Source organism: Pseudactinotalea sp. (assembly GCF_048594945.1).
GTDB lineage: Bacteria > Actinomycetota > Actinomycetes > Actinomycetales > Beutenbergiaceae > Pseudactinotalea.
In genome coordinates this window covers 1-3,337 of the sequence record NZ_JBMDXJ010000048.1, presented here as the reverse complement: position 1 = coordinate 3,337, position 3,337 = coordinate 1, and the positions used below count along the sequence as shown (strand labels likewise).

Genomic DNA, 3,337 nt, shown 5'->3' with positions numbered 1-3,337 from the left:
CTCGTAGCCCTCCATGCCCTCCACCGAGAGCGTGACGGTCTCGGTGCGAACCTGCGCGAGCTTGAACCCGTCGTCGAACAGCCGCACAAACGTGCCCACCGCGGCTGAGGCGTTGTTGTCCTTCGCACGCCCCAGCAGCAGCGCCGATCGTCCCTCGATGTCACGGAGGTTGACGTCGTTACCCAGGGTCGCACCCACGACGGCGCCCCGCGAGGACACGATGAGCACCACTTCGGGCTCGGGGTTGTTCCAGCGCGACTCCGCGAGCACGCCCACGTCCACCCCGGAGCCAACGGTGGCCAGCACCGGCGCCTTCGTGAAGATCTCGGCATCGGGTCCGATCCCGACCTCGAGGTACTGACTCCACATGCCGGCTTCGAGGAGGACCTCCTTCAGCCTCTCAGCCTCGGGAGAGCCGGGGACCAGCGCGCCCAGATCGCCGCCGAGCGCGTCCATCACCATGGCGCGGATCCCCTCGGCGCCTTCGGCCTCACCGCGAGCGCGCTCCTCGATCATCCGCTCGAGCATGGACACGGGAAACGTCACGCCGGCGGCCTTCACCACGTGCAGGTCGATCGGCGACAGCAGCCACGGCCGGTCGGTACGCCGCGTGTCGGGGTCGGTGTTCGACCAGATCTCCTCGAGAGTGCCGACGGCGGTGCCCGCGGTCGCGCGCACGGCGCGCGCAGGGTCGTGGGTCTCGGTGACCTCGCGCACCGTGGCGAAGGTGTGCGACAGATCGTGGAGCACGCCGTCTCGGAGCACGACGACGGCCGGGCCCGCGACCTCGGGGAGCCAGACTCGGCCGATGAGCACGGCTTCGGCGGCATCGGTCGGCAACAGATCGGCGGCGGCGCCGCTCCAGGGCTCAGTCATCACGCTCTCCTTGGGTCGGTGGTCTCAGTGGCCGTGGAAGGTGCCCGGGCGCCGCTCCGCGAACGCGGCCCTACCTTCGGCAGCATCGTCGGTAGCGAACGTGATCGCTTGCATCTCCCGCTCGTAGACGATCGCTTGTTCCTGAGGGAGGTTCCAGGCGGCGCGCAGGTTGGCCTTGGCGGTCTCGACGGCGATCGGCGGCCGGCTCGCGATCACAGCGGCCAGCTCCTGAGCGCGTTCGAGCAGATCACCGGCCGGGACGACCTCGCTGACCAAGCCCCAGGCCAGCGCCGTGGCGGCGTCGATCGCTTCTCCCGTCATCAGCATCAGGGCCGCGTTGGTGGCGCCGATCGACGCAGCGAGCAACGCGGACATGCCGCCACCGCCGATCCACCCGAGCTTGACCTCCGGCGCGGCAAATGTCGCGGTCTCGGCGGCGATCCGGATGTCGCAGGTCAGACTCGCCTCCAGGCCACCGCCGAAGGCATAGCCGTTGATCGCCGCGATCACGGGCTTGCGCAGCTCCCGCAAGGCGTCGCAGTAATCGCGCCTGTTGCGGAACTCCCACGGGGTGGCGTACTGGTCGAGGGTGGCGATGTCACTGCCCGCACTGAACGCGCGGCCGGTTCCGGTGTAGACGACGGCGCGCACCTGCGCATCGTCGTTGATCGCTCCGACGATGCGTTCGAGTTCCTCGCTCATCTCCTGCGTGACCGCGTTGAGCTTGTCTGGGCGGTTGACTCGCACGGTGATCACGGGGCCATCCGCCTCGACGGCGATCAGCTCGGTCTGGGAGGTGATGCTCACGGGTGGTCCTCTCGAAGGATGGCGAAACGGTCCTCGATCTCGTCCAGCACGGCGCCGTGCGGTCGCGTGCCGAGCACGGCGGCGCGCACGGCCCCGGAGGCGGCAGCCTGGAACGGGATGTAGCCGGGAAGTCGCGGCCGCACCCAGGCCGCCTCGATCGTGTCGAGCGTCGCCGAGTAGAAGCCGTGGGCGGCGGCATCCACGGCCGGATCCAGCCAGGCGGCTCGCGCGGAAGGCTGGCCGTCGTGCCCGGGGATGAAGCCGCGCTGGGTCTGCGGCGTCAGCAGCCAGCGCAGGTGTTCCAGCAGCGCCGAGGATGGCGTGCAGCGGGCTGTCACGGCGATCCCGGTGCCACCGAGCGTCGAGCCCACGCGGCCACCCGGCGCCGGGGGTGGTCCGAACGCGACGTCCTTGGCGTAGGTGACGTAGCCGTAGACGAGCGGCACGTATCCGATGTCGCCCACCTCGCGCATCCGATCGAGCAGACCGATCGGGTTGAGGGCTGCCGTGCCTTCAGGTAGCCGCTCCGCGAGGCGAGACAACAGACCGAGCGCACGCTCCGCCGTCGAGCGGTCGAAGAAGCGATCCGGGCGGCGGCCAGGGTCATCACCGAACGAAACCACCATCGAGCACAACGACAGGAACGCGTGCGGCCCCGCCAGGCTGAGGGCCACCAGGCCCTCGTCGCCCAGGTCCGCCACGGACTCCCACTGCGCGGGGGCCTGGGGAACCAGGCGGAGCAGCCGTGCCGACACCTGTGTTGCGGCGTCGAGCGGAAGCGCCCACAGGTGCCCAGCCATGCGATAGGAGGCCAGGCTCGGCCCTACCGACGCCAGTTCCCACGAACGGATCTGATCGGCGTCGAACAGCTCATCGATCGGACGCAGGCATCGGCTCGCATACGCGTCACCCAGATGCGGGTGATCGAGCACGAGCAGGTCATACCGCTCAGCGAGCTCGGCGATCGGCGCCGACTCGAAGCCTTCCAGCGGCTGCACCTCCCACCGAAGCGACCTGTCACCGAGACGCGGGGCCGCAGCCTCCAACGCGTTCCGACCCCGCGGGTGGTCCCACGTCAGTCCGACGACGTCGGTCACGAGCCGACCGGCACGCTCGGCTCTGCGATCACACCGGAGGCCAGCAGGTCGCTCACGCGGTCGTCATCGATCCCCAGCTCGGCGAGGATCTCGCGCGTGTGCTCGCCCGCCAGCGGTGCGCCGCGATCGACCCGTGGCGGCGTCTTGGAGAACCGGTACGGGAAGCCGGGGGTCTTCACCCGACCCTCAGTGGGATGGTCGTACTCGACGAACGTCCCGTTGTGAACGATCTGCGGGTCGTTGACCAGCTCCTCGTAGCCGTACACCGGACCCACCCAGATCCCTGCCGGCAGCAGCACGTCGAGCCACTCCTGTGTGGATCGGCTGGTCAGGTGAGCCGCCACGGTCGCGTACAGCTCGTCGCGATGGGTCCAGCCGTGCTCCTCGGCATCGAGCCCGTGAAGTGAAGGATCGTCGAAGATCTCGCTCAGCGTGTCCAGATCTGCGAAAGCCAGCGCGAGGTAACCATCCGTGGTGGCAAACACGCCATACGGAGCACGGATGTAGACGTGCGCGTTCGGCTCCTTTCCGCGCTCCTGTGGCACACCGCCCACCGT

General features: G+C 69.3%; 4 protein-coding genes. All 4 read right to left on the bottom strand.

Going from position 1 to position 3,337, the window contains the following annotated elements:
- The coding region (locus ACOJSN_RS02335; protein WP_420110899.1) for a fumarylacetoacetate hydrolase family protein at positions 1–876 on the bottom strand (876 nt) is incomplete at its 3' end.
- A 24-nt stretch (positions 877–900) separates the two neighbouring features.
- Entirely contained in the window at positions 901–1,683 is a 783-nt protein-coding gene (locus ACOJSN_RS02330) for an enoyl-CoA hydratase/isomerase family protein (RefSeq protein ID WP_420110898.1), read from the bottom strand.
- Positions 1,680–2,780 (bottom strand): hypothetical protein, encoded by a 1,101-nt coding sequence (locus tag ACOJSN_RS02325; RefSeq protein ID WP_420110897.1) that lies wholly within the window; start codon positions 2,778–2,780, stop codon positions 1,680–1,682. The genes ACOJSN_RS02330 and ACOJSN_RS02325 overlap by 4 nt, the downstream gene beginning before the upstream one ends.
- The coding region (locus tag ACOJSN_RS02320) for a CoA transferase (RefSeq protein WP_420110896.1) at positions 2,777–3,337 on the bottom strand (561 nt) is incomplete at its 5' end. The genes ACOJSN_RS02325 and ACOJSN_RS02320, both read right to left, overlap by 4 nt.